The sequence below is a fragment of the Rhodococcus sp. RS1C4 genome (assembly GCF_002258225.1).
Taxonomy (GTDB): Bacteria; Actinomycetota; Actinomycetes; order Mycobacteriales; family Mycobacteriaceae; genus Rhodococcoides; species Rhodococcoides fascians_E.
On the sequence record NZ_NOXZ01000020.1, the window covers coordinates 1 to 14,924 of the forward strand.

Annotated in this window: 13 protein-coding genes; 5 read left to right on the forward strand and 8 right to left on the reverse strand. The window is 65.1% G+C overall.

The genetic code is table 11. From position 1 onward, the window contains the following. Positions 1-259 precede the first annotated feature (259 nt). From CH289_RS08595 to rpsF, 5 genes are all read right to left on the reverse strand, one after another. Positions 260-2,518, reverse strand: coding sequence for a SulP family inorganic anion transporter (locus tag CH289_RS08595; RefSeq protein WP_020110429.1), 2,259 nt, complete (start codon positions 2,516-2,518; stop codon positions 260-262). A gap of 242 nt (positions 2,519-2,760) precedes the next feature. Further along, on the reverse strand, positions 2,761-3,216 hold the full coding sequence (rplI, locus tag CH289_RS08600) for a 50S ribosomal protein L9 (RefSeq protein ID WP_019665162.1): 456 nt from the start codon (positions 3,214-3,216) through the stop codon (positions 2,761-2,763). Between the two features lie 16 nt (positions 3,217-3,232). Beyond that, complete coding sequence (rpsR, locus tag CH289_RS08605) at positions 3,233-3,475, reverse strand: 30S ribosomal protein S18 (RefSeq protein WP_019665161.1); 243 nt, start codon at positions 3,473-3,475, stop codon at positions 3,233-3,235. Positions 3,476-3,518: 43 nt separating this feature from the next. Beyond that, a complete protein-coding gene (locus CH289_RS08610; RefSeq protein WP_019665160.1) occupies positions 3,519-4,058 on the reverse strand; it encodes a single-stranded DNA-binding protein in 540 nt (179 codons plus the stop codon). 58 nt (positions 4,059-4,116) lie between these two features. Next, positions 4,117-4,404 carry a 30S ribosomal protein S6 gene (gene rpsF / locus CH289_RS08615; protein WP_026347802.1) on the reverse strand — a complete coding sequence of 96 codons (288 nt, stop codon included), beginning with the start codon at positions 4,402-4,404 and terminating at the stop codon, positions 4,117-4,119. Positions 4,405-4,633: 229 nt separating this feature from the next. On the opposite strand from rpsF, the gene CH289_RS08620 reads away from it, so the two are divergent. The 3 genes from CH289_RS08620 to CH289_RS08630 all read left to right on the forward strand — a co-directional run bounded on the left by CH289_RS08620 (position 4,634) and on the right by CH289_RS08630 (position 7,449). Beyond that, entirely contained in the window at positions 4,634-5,989 is a 1,356-nt protein-coding gene (locus CH289_RS08620; protein ID WP_094727773.1) for a glycosyltransferase family 87 protein, read from the forward strand. Between the two features lie 207 nt (positions 5,990-6,196). Then, positions 6,197-6,880, forward strand: coding sequence for a response regulator transcription factor (locus CH289_RS08625; protein WP_170947527.1), 684 nt, complete (start codon positions 6,197-6,199; stop codon positions 6,878-6,880). Between the two features lie 170 nt (positions 6,881-7,050). Beyond that, positions 7,051-7,449, forward strand: coding sequence for a response regulator transcription factor (locus CH289_RS08630; RefSeq protein WP_019665156.1), 399 nt, complete (start codon positions 7,051-7,053; stop codon positions 7,447-7,449). A gap of 43 nt (positions 7,450-7,492) precedes the next feature. On the opposite strand, the gene CH289_RS08635 is transcribed toward CH289_RS08630, so the two are convergent. Further along, entirely contained in the window at positions 7,493-11,266 is a 3,774-nt protein-coding gene (locus CH289_RS08635) for an nSTAND1 domain-containing NTPase (RefSeq protein ID WP_020110432.1), read from the reverse strand. 266 nt (positions 11,267-11,532) lie between these two features. Here CH289_RS08635 and CH289_RS08640 point away from each other — a divergent pair, with 266 nt between their 5' ends. Continuing rightward, positions 11,533-11,766 carry a LuxR C-terminal-related transcriptional regulator gene (locus CH289_RS08640; protein WP_020110433.1) on the forward strand — a complete coding sequence of 78 codons (234 nt, stop codon included), beginning with the start codon at positions 11,533-11,535 and terminating at the stop codon, positions 11,764-11,766. Positions 11,767-11,769: 3 nt separating this feature from the next. Here CH289_RS08640 and CH289_RS08645 read toward each other — a convergent pair whose 3' ends face one another. Next, entirely contained in the window at positions 11,770-12,867 is a 1,098-nt protein-coding gene (locus CH289_RS08645; protein ID WP_019665153.1) for a DUF475 domain-containing protein, read from the reverse strand. A gap of 125 nt (positions 12,868-12,992) precedes the next feature. Next, positions 12,993-13,568 carry a TerD family protein gene (locus CH289_RS08650; RefSeq protein ID WP_019665152.1) on the reverse strand — a complete coding sequence of 192 codons (576 nt, stop codon included), beginning with the start codon at positions 13,566-13,568 and terminating at the stop codon, positions 12,993-12,995. 248 nt (positions 13,569-13,816) lie between these two features. Between CH289_RS08650 and CH289_RS08655 the strand changes: the two genes are divergently transcribed. Beyond that, entirely contained in the window at positions 13,817-14,920 is a 1,104-nt protein-coding gene (locus tag CH289_RS08655; protein WP_020110434.1) for a hypothetical protein, read from the forward strand. Positions 14,921-14,924 lie beyond the last annotated feature (4 nt).

Here is a 14,924-nt window from a genome sequence, read left to right on the forward strand (position 1 = left end):
CGTTCAGTCACTCCAAGTGACCGAACGGCACGTTCGCTCACCAATCGGGCGGACGACACACGCCCCCATCCGCACCCAATGTGGCGTTCAGTCACTCCAAGTGACCGAACGGCACGTTCGCTCACGAACCGGGTGGACGACACACGCCCCCATCCGGACCCAATGTGGCGTTCGGTCACTCTGAGTGACCGGACGGTACATTCGGTCCGAAATGGGGGCGTAGGGCGTGAGACGCGCTGGAGGCCGAGGGCCGGGCGGGTCAGGCGGGCTGGATTTCGGCTGTGTCGAGGACGGTGATGTCCTTGGTGCTGATTTGGAGGACGCGGGCGGTGGGGATGTCGAAGAAGAGCCCTGTGACCCTCAGTTTCCCCTCTGCGGAGGCGCGGCCGACGACGCGGTGTCGGGTGAGGGTCTGTAGCTGTACTGCGACGTTGACCATGGCGAGCTGGTCGCCTTCGGAGAAGCCGAGTTCTGCGGCTGCGCGTCCGACGGGGTGCCCGCTGCGGTAGGCCTCGAGGCTTGCGAGGCCGTGTTCGAGCCATTCGACGACGCGTTCGTCGCCTGCTTTGTCCGGTCCGGCGAGGACAGCTTTCATCGCACCGCAGCCGGAGTGGCCGCAGACGACGACGGAGCTGGTGCCGAGGACGTCGACGCCGTAGGCGAGCGAGGCTTCCACCGAGGTGTCCTGACCCTGTGCGGGGATCATGTTGCCCATGTTCCGCACGGTGAAGAGGTCGCCCGGTCCGCTGCTGGTGATGGTGTTGGGCATGACCCGCGAGTCGACGCAGCACAGGAAGAACGTGTCCGGGTCCTGGAATTCGGTGAGGCCCTGCAGGTGCGGCTTGATGGCCTCGGCGTGGGTCCGGTGGTACTCGGCGACGCCGGACAGGACCGGTCGCAGTGCGGGCGGGTTGTCGTCGACCGCACTGTCTTCCTTCAGCTGCCATGCCGACCACGGGGCCAGCGAGCCACGGACGCTTGCGAGTCCGCGCTTCGGCGGTGCTTCGGCTGCGGCTGCGAGCGAGGCGGATCCGTTCTCCTCGATCTGCACCGTGCCGCCACCGAGCTCGTGCTGACGTACCCATTCGTGCAGATGTTCGTGCACTGCGTGGTCCAGGAAGTCGACGGCAAGTTCCATGTTGACCTTGGAACCGCTTGGTACGGAGGACAACACGTGGGTCAGGCGAGGAAGCGACAGGAAACTCAGCGAACCTTGCATGTGTACGCGCCAGGAACCGTCGACTGTCTCGTCGGCGTGCACGTGCGCCCACACGACGCGACGGAGAACCAGGAAGATGGCGAGCGCCAATCCGATCAGCACGCCCTCCAGCAGGTTCAGTGCAACCACGCCGAGAACGGTGACCGCGTACACCGCGATGTCACCCGTCTTGCGGGCAATCCTGATGTCTGCCAGCTTGATCAGCTGCACGCCGATCATGACCAGTAGACCGGCGAGTGCGGCGAACGGAACCAGCTCGACGACCGAGATGAAGAGAACGGAGAAGACCAGGATCCACAGACCGTGCAGGATCGCCGACGCACGCGACTTGGCACCGGCCTTGACGTTGGTGGAACTGCGCACGATCACACCGGTGACGGGGAGGCCACCTGCGGCACCGGAGACCATGTTGGCCGCACCCTGTCCGAGCAGTTCACGGTCGAAGTTGGTGCGCGGTCCGGTGTGCATCTTGTCCACCGCGACGGCGGACAGCAAGCTCTCCACGCTGGCGATCAACGCGATGGTCAGAACACCGGTGGCGATGCCTGCCCACTGGCCTTCGGGAAGCGCGGGGAGGCTCAGCGCCTCGATCAGGTTGCCTGGCAGATCGATTCGTTCGACGTTCAGATCGAGAACAACGGACAAGGCGGTTGCCGCGACGACGGCCACGAGTGCACCGGGCACCTTCGACACTGCACCCGGCAGCCTCGGCCACAGCAACATCAACGCGATGACGACGCCACCGACGAGGATCGACGGCCACTGGCCGTCGGCAACCGACGTGGGGATGGCCAGCAGATTCTCGACCGCGGAGCTCTCGGATTCACCACCGAGCAGAACGTGAATCTGTTGCAGCGCAATGGTTACACCGATTCCGGCAAGCATGGCATGCACAACCACCGGCGAGATGGCGAGCGCGTGCCGGGCAATTCGGCTCAGACCCAACAGGATCTGCACCGCACCTGCTCCAACGGTGATGAGGCACGTTACGGCCCAACCGAATTGATTGACGAGCTCGGCCACCACCACGGTCAGACCTGCGGCCGGTCCACTGACCTGCAACGGCGATCCACCCAGTGCGCCGGCGAGAATGCCGCCGATCACGGCTGCGATCAGCCCGGCCATCACGGGCGCACCCGATGCAACTGCGATACCGATCGAAAGTGGCACCGCCACAAGGAAAACGACCAGCGATGCCGGTACGTCGAACTTCAGAATGCTCCCGATCCGAGATGGAGACTCGGATCCTTTCGTTGATGACTCGCTGTCCGATGAATCTTTGTCGACTGTCGTGGTCACGGCAGGTCCTCCGGGCGTCTAGGCGTCTGGTCGGTCGTTTGCGTGTCGCGTACGCACATCTGTGTGCTTCTGTCGCCCCTCGTTAAAGGGTACGCAAACCTTGGGTTACGCGCCCGTGATGAGAGTCTCCTCACAATTGAAAACCGTTGCGGCAGTGTATTTTTTGTGACAAACCACGAAAAAAGCCCCACGAACCAAGGTTCGTGGGGCTTTTTCCAGCCGTATCGGGCCAGAAGCTTGAATCAGCTTCCGACGACCTCCAGCTTGAACTTCGCAGCCACATCGGGGTGCAGGTTCACGACGACGTCGTGCTTGCCCGTTGCCTTGATGTGAGCCTTGGGGAGATCGATGCTGCGCTTGTCGACGACCGGTCCGCCTGCTGCCTTGATGGCAGACGCGACGTCCGAAGCCGTCACGGAGCCGAACAGCTTGCCCGAGTCACCTGCGGTCTTGACCGACAGGGAAACCGACTCGAGTCCTTCGATGGCCTGCTTGAGCTCGTTGGCGTGCTCGAGGCCGCGAACAGCGCGAGCTTCCTGAGCGCGGCGGATGCCTTCGACCTGCTTCTGGGCTCCGCGGGTGGCCTGAATGGCCAGTCCACGGGGCAGCAGGAAGTTGCGGCCGTATCCGTCCTTGACCTCTACGGTGTCGCCGGGCGCACCGAGGTTGTCCACATCAGCGGTGAGGATCAGCTTCATGATGATCGCTCCTTTCTTATCGTGCCGTCGCGGCGTAAGGCAGCAGAGCTACCTCACGCGAGTTCTTCACGGCAACGGCCACGTCACGCTGATGCTGGACGCAGTTGCCGGTGACTCGACGCGCGCGGATCTTTCCGCGGTCGCTGACGTACTTACGCAGCAGCGTCGTGTCCTTGTAGTCGATCTGTGTGTTCTTTTCCTTGCAGAAGGAACACGCCTTCTTCTTGAGCACCTTGTCGCGCAATGGCGGTTTCGGCATGGTCTTTCTCCGTTACGTCTGGTTGTTCTCGATCACGAAGGATCTAGAACGGAGGCTCGTCGTCCCCACCGCGGGACCCACCGAAGGAGCCCGACGCCTGCGGGGCACTGCCCCAAGGGTCGTCTCCGCCGGAATTGGATCCCGAGTTGGAGTTCGAGCGTCCGCCGCCCGATCCACCCGAGGAACCACCGAAGCCGCCGCCTCCGCCACCTCCACCACGATTGGCCTTGTTGACCTTGGCGGTGGCGTAGCGAAGCGAGGGACCGATCTCGTCGACTTCGAGCTCGACGACAGTCCGCTTCTCACCTTCACGCGTTTCGTACGAACGCTGCCTGAGCCTGCCGGTCACGACGACGCGTGCCCCGCGGGTCAAGCTCTCGGCCACGTTCTCCGCAGCTTCACGCCAGATGTTGCAGCGCATGAAGAGTGCGTCTCCGTCTTTCCATTCGTTGGACTGACGGTCGAACGTGCGCGGTGTGGACGCAACAGTGAAGTTGGCCACGGCCGCACCGGCCGGGGTGAAACGAAGTTCTGGATCTGCCGTCAAGTTCCCGACGACGGTGATGACGGTCTCGCCTGCCATGGTTCCTCTTTCAGTAGTAAGTCTTTGTTGATGCCAGCCTAGAGGCGAGCAACGACAATTACTTGCCCTGTCGCAGGACCTTCGTGCGCAGAACGGACTCGTTGAGTCCGAGCTGGCGGTCGAGCTCGCTGACGGTGGCAGGCGCGGCGTTGATGTTCACAACGGCGTAGATGCCCTCGGCGTGCTTGGCGATCTCGTAGGCCAGACGACGCTTGCCCCAGACGTCGACCTTGTCGACGCTGCCGCCGTCCTTGCGAACGACGTTGAGGAACGTATCGAGCGACGGAGCGACAGTGCGCTCGTCCAGATTGGGGTCGAGAATGACCATCAATTCGTAATGACGCATAAGACCTCATCACCTCCTGTGGACTGAGTGAAAACGGCCGCGGACGATCCGCGGCAGGAGGGTCGTTGCGTCAGCAACCCTTGGAGGGTACACGGCCATGCCCTGACCTGCGAAATCAGACGACGGTTCCGACGACCGCCTCGGCTCGTCCTAGGCTTACCTCATGCATCCGGGTGGACGGTCGTCTCGTGGGCGTCGCCTGCCATCGGCTGCCGCGTCGACGTCGACGATGATCGTCCTGGTCGCGTCCTGTGCGCTGACGTTGATTCTCGGCTACCTCAACAAGGCCCGCTGTGCCGTGGCGCCGTTCTACGACAACGGCCGGAGCACGACGTTCGACTCCGTCAAGGACAGTTGGGTCTGCTACTCCGACATTCAGTTCCTGTGGCTCGGCCGCGACATCGACAACCACGTGTTCCCCTACCTTCACGGGGCGATCACCTCCAACGGGGTGTTGACGGGTGGAACGGTCGAGTACCCCGTGCTGAGCGGGGTGTTGATGTGGCTGGGTGCGGTACCGGCCCACACCGACGCCGAGTTCCTCCTCTACACGGCTCTGCTTCTCGCGCCGTTCGGGCTGATCACGGCCTGGATGCTGGGCCGATTGGCCGGCAAGTCCGCGTTGCTGTGGTCGGTGGGTCCACCGTTGGTCATGTACGCGTTCCAAAACTGGGAACTGCCCGTGGTCGCGACGGCCGTCGGTGCAGTGTTCGTGATGAGCATGCGGATGTCGTTGCGGGTGAAGGCTGTTCTCGCGGCGATACTGCTGGGAGTGGGATTCTGTCTCAAGCTGTACCCGGGCGCCTTCGTCCTCCCACTCGCCGCGTACGTCGCGTACGGCGGCGCGACGGGCCGGGTGCCGGGAACCAAGTTGGACCTGCGCGGCGCGCTGTCCGTCCTCGCCGCTGCGGCAGGAACCGTCGTCGTCGTCAATCTTCCCTTCGCGGTCCTCGGATACGAGGGATGGAAGGCGTCGTTCGCGTTCCAGAGTCTGCGGCAAGCCGACATCACCACGAACTCGATCTGGTACTGGGGTCTGCGGCAACTGTGGGTGACCGACGCGATGACGGCGGAAAGTCACGAGCAGGCCGAGACGGCGTTCCAGAACACCGTCGACATTCTGTCGCCCCTTCTGGTGTTCGCGGCGTTCGGTCTTGCGCTGTGGATGGGTGTGCGTCGCGCGAGTACCGAGCACGTGTACCCGTGGGTGGCTGTCAGCGGATCCATGCTGTGCGGATTCCTGCTGCTGCACAAAGTCCATTCACCTCAGTACACGTTGTGGCTCATCCCGTTCTTCGTCCTGCTCCGAGTGCCGTGGGCTCTGGTCGCGGCCTACCTGGTGGCCGATCTGTCGATGGGCATCGGCGTCTTCCGGTACTTCGCCGCGCTCGCTCAGGGCGCCGATGCGGGTACCGAGGAATTCTTCGTCGAATTCGGGGTCTGGGGTCGCGCAGTACTGCTGGTCGTCGCGTTCTTCGTGTTCGCGCGGGCCCGGCCCCGTTTCGATGCGTCCCGCCGCGACGGCGACGTCCCGGCGCCCGACGTTCCCGCCTCGTCGACGTCGTCGACATCCGCTGCTCCCTGACCGAGTCCTGACTTCTCCCCGTTCCACACCGCAGACGTAACGAACCGGTCGCGTTGTTCGACATTCGTCTCAGGCAGCCGAGTTCACCTCGGCTGAGACATCAGAGGTGGGGCAATGACAGTGGTTCCGGGGGCGACGACACCGCACATCGCGGCGGATGAACCGCATTCACCAGCAGCAGGGCAACCGCTGCCGGCGCAGACGTCGATGGGCAGCGACACCGTGCCCGACGCCGCGGCAGGTCGCCGACGGATCGGCCTGGTCGAGGACCACGAGTCCGTCGCGGTCGGTCTCCGCGCCATTCTGTCCGACGAAGCCGATCTCGAGCTCGTCGCCGTGACCACCACCGTCGACGAGCTCGTAGGACTCGGCCACCGGCTGGATCTCGTCGTACTCGATCTTCGGCTGGGTGACGGTTCGTCGCCGAGGTCCAACGTCGAGAGGCTGCACTCCGTCGGCGTGCAGGTCCTCGTCTACACCGGTGCCGAGAACCCGTTCCTCGTGCGTTCCGCCGCGAGGGCGGGCGTGCTCGGCGTGGTCCGCAAGTCGGAACCCGCCGCCGCGATCGTCTCGGCCATTCGCCGGGCAGCCGCAGGTGGTCAGGTGGTCACGACCGACTGGGCCGCGGCCATCGACGGTGATCCGCATCTTCCCGACGTCGGACTCAGCCCACGCCAACGCGAAGTCCTGGCGCTGTACGCATCCGGCGAGAAAGCTGCTCGCGTCGCTCGGCTGGCCGGGTTGTCCGAGCAGACGGTCAACGACTACCTCGTGCGTATCCGGAACAAGTACGCCGAGGCAGGCAGGCCAGCGCCGACCAAGACCGATCTCTACAAGCGGGCCGTGGAAGACGGCTGGCTCCCGATGCCGGAGCCACCCAACCAGAACTGACGGGCCACCGCGCCTGTACGTCATCTCGGTCACAGTGCACGCCGTGTACATGGTTGTCGTTTCAATGCCCCTAGTTTTCAGGGCAGACAAACCTGGCAGTCAACTGTGAAGATCATTTACGCGAATGGTTGTGCCAAGCCACAACCGCAGGAACCTCGGGGAGAATTCACATGACAGTCAGCATCGACGCTTCAGCCTTCGACGCTTCAGCCTTCGACGCCTCGGCCTCGGGTACGGGCAGCGGGCTCGGCAACGCAGCTCCGCGACGGACCATGTCTCTCGTCCCACCGCCCATCCAGCTGCCTCCGACCGGCGGATCGCGCGCAACCGGACCGTTTCTGCCTCGGCCCATGCTCACCCAGCGCGAGATCGAGGTGCTCACCGGCTGGATCAAGTGCGACTCCAAGGTCGAGGTCGCTAAGTCGCTGTTCCTGTCGCTGGGAACTGTCAACACTCATCTCACGCGTATTCGCGCGAAGTACGCCGCTGTTGGCCGTACCGCGTCCACCAAGGCGTCGCTCGTTGCCCGTGCCCTGCAGGACGGCCTGATCGACATCGCCGATCTCTGACGCCCACCATCTGCCGAGCTCACGAATCAGCACAGCTCTCGAATCAGCACAGCTCGCGGAACGGCGATCCCGGGAGATACTGATCCCACTCCTCCCGGGTGATCGTCGATCCTCCACCGGCGCAGATCCTTTCGACCACGTCCTCGGGATCGGTCCGCCATACTCGTAGGTCCTTCTCCGGTCCACCGCCGATCACTGCGGCACCGCCTGCGGTGAACACGGCGTCGTTGACGCGGTTGCCGTAGGCGGTCAGCGTGGCGAACGTCCGCGGATCGAACGGGTCGGAGATGTCCCACATCCACATCGACTGACCGTCGACGCCTGCAACGAGTCTGGTGCCACTCGGATCGAACGCCACCGAATACACCGCCTCCCTCGGACCGACGATCTGGGCGACGTGGCGCGGCGTCGTCGGATCGGCGACGTCCCACAGTCGGAGCGTGTGGTCCGCACTGCCCGCGGCGAGCAGTCGCCCGTCGGGTGAGAACGCCGCTGCCTGCGCGTCGCCGGAGAAGCCCGCGACAGTCGACACCTTCACCGGGGCCGCCGGGTCGCTGACGTTCCACAGTTCGACCTCGTCGTTCAGCGTCGGAACGGCCAGCGTTCGTTCGTCCGGACTGAAGGCCATGACCTGCGGATTGTTGCCGACGTCGAAGCCGGACAGCCGCGTGGGCCGCGACGGATCGCGGACGTCCCAGAGTTCGACGTCGGGAGTGTTCTGCGGGGACACGGCCAGCAGATCACCGGTACGGGTGAACGCCAACGACGCCACGAGCGAGTCGACGGCGGCGTGCGGGGTTCCGAGCGCAATCGGATTCTGCGGCGCCCGGACGTCCCACAGTTGGAACGCTCCCGACGACGTGCCACCGGCGGCCAACGATCCATCCCACGACAGCGCCGCCGCACCCGTCAGCGGGTCGGCGGTGGTCGGGGACAGCGGCCTCGCGGACGCGATCGGTCGGTCCGGATCTGTGACATCCCACAATCGAAGGCCGTCGCCGCGCGAACCGACGCCGGCGAGGACTCGTGTTCCGCTGCCGTCCGTCGGGTTGATGAAGACGGTGTCGGTCTGTCCTGGCATCACCGGTCCAGGCAGGGGCCAGACGCGGGTGACTCCGTCCTGCCCCGCCGTGATCAGAGCGGAATCGTCCGGTGCGTAGTCGACCGACATGACGACCGTCGATCCCGGCAATGTTTCACGTAGAACACCCGTCGCCGCATCCCACGTCTTGATCGAGTTGTCGGAACTGACGGCGGCGAGTTCCGATCCGGTGCCGTCGAATGCCACGTCGTTGACGTAACTGGTGAAGCCGGTCAGCGGTGCTAGTGCGGCGAGGCGACCACCGGGTTCGACGGCCCAACGCGCCACGTCTCGACCTGTCGTTCCTGCAGCGATCGTGCGACCGTCCGGGGAGTACGTCACCGACAGGTAGTCGTAGGTGCCGCCGTCCGACGGAATCTCGAAGGAGGTCGTGGTCAGCGCCGGCATCTCCCACACCTGCAACCCACGAGCCTTGCCCGCCGCGACCAGTGCCGATCCGTCGGGAGAAAACGCCACGGCATTCATCGGGACCGACGTCGCCGGAACGACGGCGAGAGTGGGCGCCGCCGGGTCGGCCACGTTCCACACCGAGACGGCGCCGCCGCCGGACACCAGCGCCAACGACGATCCGTCGGGCGCGAACGCCATCGCTTTCGCCGTCGTCGCGTCGTCGCCGACGGCCGACAGGAGCGCCGGCGAATCGACGTCGGCAATGTCCCACAGGCTTGTTCCCGACGCACCCGACACCGCCAGAGTCCGGCTCGTCGGCGCGAACGCGACGGTGAGCGCGCTGCCCGGTTCCCCGATGTCGACGGTCCCGCGGGCGCGAGCCGGTGCACCGAGCGACCACAACCGGACCGTGCCGTCGGCGCCCGCAGCCGCGAGAACCTCCCCGGTGGAATCGACTCGCGCGACGGTCTCGCCCGACACGCCGGGCAGCCGGACAGGAGCATGCACCGCCGAAGCGTCGAGCAGCGCCGATCTCGCTGCCGTCGCCGGATCGATCTCGTACGCAGCGAGGGCCAGATGAACCGACAGGCCTGGGTCGAGTGCGCGGAAGCGCTCGGCCGAGCCCGCCAACTGACCCGCCAACGCGGCTTCGGCCTCGATGCGCCTGTCGTCCGCATCGCTGCTCGCCGAGAACGCGACCACCGCCGACACCACCGCCACGACCGTCAGCACCGCGAGCGCTGCGGTCAACACCTCGAGCACTCGCCGACGCCTGCGCTGCTGCGACTCGGTGTGAGCGACTCGCCTCTCGCTCGCGGCGAGGTAGTCACGTTCGACGACGTTGAGGTCACCCTCCCGGTCGCCCTCGGCGAGCGAATCGTGCAGGGCATCGAGGCGACTCGCGGGCAGAAGCACCGTCGAGTCGCGCCCACTGTGATCCCACAGCACGGCAGCGTCGGTGAGGCGGCGATGCACCAGATGCCACTGCCGGTCCCCGTCGATCCATCGGCGAAGCCGATCCCAGGCTGTCAGCAGCACCTCGTGTGTCACCGACACCGAGTCCTCTTCGACGGTGAGAAGACGCGCCGCCGCGAAACGCTCCACCACCACTTCGACGTCGGCGTCGGTGCCCTCCCCGCGGAGAAGTTCGCCGCGGTCCACGCGTCGACGCGTCAGGACGTCGTCCTCGATGTTGACCAATCGCACGAAGACCAGGGCCGCGGCGATCTGCTGAGCCGGGTCGAGCGACGAGTAGACGGCCTCGGCGGACTGGCCGACAGCCCCCGGTATCCCGCCGGTGGAGAAGTAGTCGTCGACGGTCATCGTCGGGCCCGTCGCCGTCGACCACGTCGCGAGCAGTGCGTGCGACAGCATCGGGAGTGCACCCTGATCGTGCGCGAACACCGTGCCCGACGGCTCCATCTCCGACAACAAGGTCCGAAGCAGTGCGTCGTCGACGCCGATTCCGGCCTTGCGTGCGGGTTCGACGATGGCGTCCCGCAGCTGGTCCGGACGAAGGCGACCGAGCACGATCGGATTGTCGACGAGGCCGGGCCTCAGGACGTCCTCGGCCACCGCGTTCTGATAGAAGTCGGCGCGCAGACCCATCACGACGACGGCACCCGCCACCACCTTCCGCTGCACCGCAGCCAGAACGGCGTGCCGCCGATCCGCGCCGGCGAGCGTCCACAACTCCTCGACCTGGTCGAGGACGACGACACTGCCGTCCGTTCGGTCCGTCGGATTGGAACTCGTGGTTGCCGTCGTCGACCAGGCTTCGATGCCGGACAGTCCGGTAAGCACCCGAGCACCGTTCACCCCGGCGCCGCCGAGGGACGCCGCCAAACCCGCCCGCAGTACCGACGACTTACCCGATCCCGATGCCCCGAGGACGAAGACGACCCCGCCCCCGTCGTCGGCGACGCGACGTACTTTCTCGCGAAGCTCGGCGACGACGTCGGACCGCCCGAAGAACCATTCCGCGTCCGACGCCTCGAACGATTCGAGGCCCTTGTACGGCGCCCGGCTGCGGTCGGGGCGCTTGCCCGACGCGGGGCGCACCCGGACGACGGCGTCCCACCACAGGGCTCGTTCGTCCGCGTCGCCGACGCCGCACTCGCGCAGGACCCTGTCGAACATGTCGGCGCTGGCGTCCATCGGAAGGTGTTGGCCGGAGAACCATCCGCTGATGGTGCCGTGGAGGGCGCCGGACAATTTCACCAGTTCTCGATACGTCTTGCCCGAGTTCTCCCGCACCGAGCGCAGGCCCGCGGTCAGTTCGGCCTTGGTGGTGATGGTGCGGGGATCGGGCTGGACCGCTGTCATGGCGGAACTATAAGCGAACGGTCGGTTTCACGGTGGTCGAAGTAGGTCTCGGTGTATTGACCTGTACGGACCCCCTGGTTGGGCTGGCCGGACGGCCGTCACGGCTACAGGATCGGACCACGGCGGTCGGGCGTCATCGATGTTTTCAGTGATTGTTTTTCAAGTCCGGGATTCTTCTCGTCTGGGGGTACTTTTCCGTGTTCGTTGCACCGATGCGTACGCACGCACCGACGTCTGTTTCATCGATCGGAGAACGTAGTAAGCACGTGTATCGCAGACCACCGCTCAGCGCGCGGGAAGTGGAAGTGATGATCGCCTGGTTCGCGTCGGACTCGAAAACCGTCGCGGCTGCATCCGTCCACATTTCCGTGGGAACCATCAACACTCACCTGACCCGGATTCGTCAGAAATACTCCGCCGTGGGCAGGCCTGCACCGACGAAGGCCGCCCTGTTCGCGCGTGCGCTACAGGACGGCCATACGAAGCTCGACGATTGGTGAGGACTAGACGTGCATGTGCGTGTCGGTGCCTGCGGCTTCCAGCTTCCGGTTCCGTACCACTGAACTGATGAACGCCGCACCGATGAAGAACACACCGACCAATCCGGTGATGATCTCGTTGATGTGCACGCCGATGGACACCATCAGGATGATCGCCAGTGCACCGATCGCCCAATGCGCCCCGTGCTCGAGGTACACGTAGTCGCTGAGCGTCCCCTTGCGGACCAGGAACACCGTGATCGACCGAACGAACATCGCGCCGATGAAGCCGAGGCCCAGAGCGATGATGATCGGGTCCGCGGTGATGGCGAACGCGCCGATGACGCCGTCGAACGAGAACGACGCGTCGAGCACCTCGAGGTAGAGGAACAGGAAGAAGCCGGCCTTGCCGGTTGCCTTGGCAAGCTCGCTCGGTCCGCCCGAGCCCTCCTCGCCCTCTTCCTCGACGTGGAACAACTCGCCGAGGCCATTGACGGCGATGTAGGTGATCATGCCGAGTACACCGGCAACCATGACTGTGGAGATCTTCTCGTCCTCGGCGAGGAACTCGGCCGTGAGGACCAGGATGATGCTGGCGACGACGACTGCGAGTTGATCCAGCCGGCCGATCCGCGCGAGTGGCTTCTCCAACCAGCTCAGCCACGTGATCTCGCGATCCTCGAAGATGAAGCCGAGGAACAGCATCAGCAGGAACATGCCGCCGAACGCCGCGATCTGTGGGTGCGCGTCCGTCAGAAGCGTCTCGTAACTGGGACGACCGTCGTCGAAGTACGCGGCGTCGTTCGGCGGCGGGTTGAGTGCGAGATCGATTGCGGCGACGGGGCCGAGACCCGACGCAGCCCAGACGATGACCAGGGGAAACAGCAGCCGCATACCGAAGACCGCGATGATGATGCCGATGGTGAGGAAGATCTTCTGCCAGAACTCGCTCATGCGGCGAAGAACGGTCGCGTTGATGACCGCGTTGTCGAAGGACAGCGACACCTCGAGAACGCCGAGGATCAGCACCAGGAACAGTGCCTGCCAACCGCCGTAGAGGAAGGCGACGATCACCGAAACGATGGTGACGCCTATGGACCAACCGAAGATGCGTAGAACCACGGGCGTGTGGCCTTTCTGTAGCCGGCGCAGGTATTGGGACGAACCGGGCTGTGTCTACACACGACAAACCCCGCCTCAATCATGAAGGAAGAGGCGGGGTAGTCCCAATCTTGATCTGGGCTTTACTACACGTTTACTCCGAAATCGCGGGCAATTCCGGCGAGGCCGGACGCGTAGCCCTGGCCCACTGCACGGAACTTCCACTCGGCGCCGTTGCGGTAGAGCTCACCGAAGACCATGGCCGTTTCCGTCGACGCGTCCTCGCTGAGGTCGTAGCGCGCCAACTCCGACTGATCGGCCTGGTTGATCACGCGGATGAACGCGTTGCGGACCTGACCGAACGACTGCGAGCGTGCGTCGGCGTCGTAGATCGACACGGGGAACGTGATCGTGTCGACGTTCGGCGGCACGGCGGCGAGGTCCACCTTGATCTGCTCGTCGTCGCCATCGCCTTCACCGGTGGTGTTGTCACCGGTGTGCTCGATGGAACCGTCGGGGGACTTCAGGTTGTTGAAGAACACGAAATGCTGATCGCTGAGGGCCTTCTTGTCGGCACCGAGCGCGATGGCGCTGGCGTCGAGGTCGAAGTCCGTCCCGGTCGTCGATCGGATGTCCCATCCGAGGCCGACCGTGACTGCGGTCAGGTTGGGAGCTGCCTTCGTGAGTGAGACATTGCCGCCCTTGCTGAGGCTGACGCCCATGACTTTCCTTTCGCCGTGAGTTCCCCTACCGAGGAACACCGTAGTGTCTCGCGTGCCCGATTGGTCACTTTCGTCTTCGGTTCACAACGCTAACGCGCACCACACACCGCGAAGTTCCCGTCAGTACTATCGGGCTGGTGACAAGTCGCCGACCTGGACTCTTCCGCCGCTCGGGCGAGTCGGATCCGCGTGCGCGCGAGGCCCACGCATCCCAGGCACAGAGCACGGCCGTCGCTGCTTTTCTCGATATGGACAAGCGCCAGTCCATCGCGTCGTCCGGCGTCGACGCCGTCCGGTCGATGTACCCCGATCGGGATCCGACCACCGCGTGGGCACCGGCCGAGAAGGCCTGCTTCGACGCAGGCGCGGCATACCTCGCGGCGATGGAACAGTACGACGGCATCGAGACCGGACCGGCCCAGGCTGCGTTCCAGAACGCCGCCCACCTGCTGGGCGAAGCAGCCAAGGCCGTCGACCGGTTCTACGCGGCCCATCGCGACGACCTCGAACAGGCACGATCCGCGCTCGCCGCGACACCGCGATTGGCTCAGGACGCCACAGCGCTCGCCGAGAAGGCTCAACTGGCCGTCGCGTCGGCCGATCCTGCATTCGTCGACTACCCCTCGATTCGCTCGGCGTGGCGCGGCGTCGACACCGCGGTCGCTGCCCTCGACGCCGCGATGAGCTCGAAGGACGCCCCGCGAGCCCGTACCGCCGCGGCGGCGGTGCGGGAAGCCGCCGAAGAACTGGAATCCGCGGTTGCCGCAGCACCGGGCCGCGTCGCCGATGCCAGAGCCGCGCTGACGTCGGTGAAAACCAGAGTCGAAGCGGTACGCACCCGATTCGATCGTCTCGCCCCCGCGTTCTCCGCGTTGCTACGCGAGTTCAACGTCGCCAGTTCCGCGGATCTCTCGCACAACGAACAGCACAGCGCCCGGCACATCGAGCAGGCCGAGGAGGACCTGTCCGCGGCCCGCGCGTCGTTCTCCTCGTCCAACCCGGAGCAGGCGCTCGAGTACATCGCCCAGGCGCGTAGCCACCTGTCCGACGCCGAGGAACTGGTCGACGCCGTCACCGATCGCCTCGAACTGCTGCGTGAGGTGAAGCTCGACCCAACGGGCGAAGAACGCGGGGTGCGCTTCAAGTTACGAGATGCACAACAGCTCGCCGTCAATCGTTCCCTGGTTGCCGAATGGGGGTCGGTGTTGGATGCTCAGCTGGCTCGAATCGACCGTGCAACCGCAACGCTGACAGGAACACACCCCGACTACTGGTCCTACCTCCAGGACCTGAGAAGTATTTCCGGCTTCATCTCCGGGGTGATCGACCGAATGCGCGGCTCGGCTCGCTAGATCA